Consider the following 2166-nt stretch of genomic DNA (forward strand, 5'->3'; position numbering starts at 1 on the left):
TTTCTGCTGCGTTTGGTGACGCACCGATCATCGAAGTCTCCGGGCGCATGTTCCCCGTGGATATTCGTTACGCGCCGCTCTCAGGTGGTGAAGATGACTTCGGATTCATCGATGGTGCCGCCGCCGCCGTCGAAAACGCCCTCATCGAAACCGACGACGGTGACGTCCTCGTCTTCATGCCCACGGAACGTGACATCCGTGAAACGCGCGATCTTCTCGATGGCCGCCTGGGTTCCGGCTTCGAAGTGCTCGCCCTCTTTGGCCGCATGGCCTCGGCCGAGCAGCAGCGCATCTTCCAGCCCGGCCGCAAACGTCGCGTCGTCATCGCCACCAACGTCGCCGAAACATCCATCACCATTCCGCGCATCCGCTACGTGGTGGATACCGGCCTGGCGCGCATCAGCCACTACAACCCACGCACACGCACCAAGCGCCTGCCGGTCGAGGCCGTGTCGCAAAGCAGTGCCAATCAGCGCGCGGGCCGTGCCGGTCGTGTGCAGGACGGCATCTGCATCCGCCTGTACTCGCAGGAAGATTTTGAAAAGCGCGACCGCTTCACCATGCCGGAGATTCAGCGCGCGAACCTCGCCGAGGTCATCCTGCGCATGAAGGCCTACAAGCTCGGCGAGATCGAGGACTTCCCCTTCATCAATCCGCCCGTCAGCGCTTCCATCCGCGCAGGCTATGATTTGCTGCACGAACTAGGCTCTCTCAGCGAAACCCACGAACTCACGCCCCTCGGCCGCGAACTCGCCCGCCTGCCTCTGGATCCCACGCTGGGGCGCATGCTGCTGCAAGCCCGCGTGGAAAAAGCCCTGCCTGAGCTGCTCATCATCGCCGCCGGTCTCAGCATCCCCGACCCCCGTGAACGCCCCGAAGAAAAACGCGAACTCGCCAACGCCGCGCACAAAGCCTTCGCCGCACCTGAGTCCGATTTCATCACGCTGCTCAAAATCTGGAACGCCACCCCCGAAGCCTCGGGCGGTTCGCGCAATGCGCTGAGAAAGTTCTGCAAATCCAACTTCCTCTCCTTCACCCGCATGCAGGAATGGCGTGATGTCTGGAAGCAGCTCTGTGATTCCTTCAGCGACGATCTGCGCCAGCAAACGCCACCCGCGACCGACGACGCCATCCATCGCAGCATCCTCGCCGCGCAGCTTGGCCACGTCGCCATGAAGGAGGAGCGCAATCTCTACAAGGCTGCGGGCAATCGCGAAGTCTCCGTCTTCCCCGGCTCCAATCTCTACGAACGCCGTGAGAAAAACGGCAAGGGCAAGCCCGGTCAGGACAAAGGCCGCCAGCCGCCGTGGATCGTCGCCGGTGAGATCGTGCAGACCTCGCAGCTCTTTGCGCGCACACTCGCCAAGGTTGATCCGAACTGGATCGCCGAACTCGGCGCGCATCTCTGCCAGTTCAAATACAGCGAGCCCCATTGGAATCTCAAAGCCGGGCGCGTGCTCGTCACGCAGCGCGTCCTCATTCACGGACTGGAGGTGAAGCGCCAGCACATCGACTTCCTCAAGGTCGATGCTGTCGGCGCCACGCAGATGTTCATACGCGCCGCACTCATCGACAGCCAGGAGGTGCCCATCACCCTGCGCTTTTACGCGCACAACAACAAGCTCCGCCAGAAGATCGAAACGATGCTCACCCGCGTGCGCAGCAATCGCGTCTACGCCATCGAGGAGCGTCTGTTCAATTTCTATGACGCGCGCATCAAAAACGTCTCGTCCATTCACGACCTCAACCGATTCGTCAAAGAGCACATCGACGAGCAGCCAAACTTCCTCTGCGCCACCGAGCAGGAACTCACCGCCGGCGAAGAGTTCGAGGCCGACCTGCAGATGTTCCCGGATCAGGTCGCCTTAGGCAACACCGCGCTGCCCCTCACCTACAACTACCAGCCTGGCGAAGAAAACGACGGCGTCACCGTGCGCGTGCCCGCGCAGCTCGCCGGTCATCTCACCAGCGGCCAGATTCAGTGGATGGTGCCCGGCATTCGCGAAGAACTCGCCAACGTCATGCTGCGCGCGCTGCCGAAGGTGATTCGCCGCCAGTTGATGCCCATCGACCCCAAGGCCCGCGAAATCGCCGCCGACTTTGACCCGGGCCGCGAAGCCTTCCTCGACGCTCTCGCCGATTTCATCACGCGCCGCTATCGCATCC

The 2166-nt window shown here is 62.2% G+C and carries 1 protein-coding gene; it reads left to right on the forward strand.

Annotated features, from left to right (window positions below; genetic code table 11):
* On the forward strand, positions 1–2166 hold a 2166-nt coding region (hrpA, locus tag WAW39_RS04585), incomplete at both ends, for an ATP-dependent RNA helicase HrpA (protein WP_422316246.1).

The organism is Prosthecobacter sp. (assembly GCF_049294395.1).
GTDB lineage: Bacteria > Verrucomicrobiota > Verrucomicrobiia > Verrucomicrobiales > Verrucomicrobiaceae > Prosthecobacter.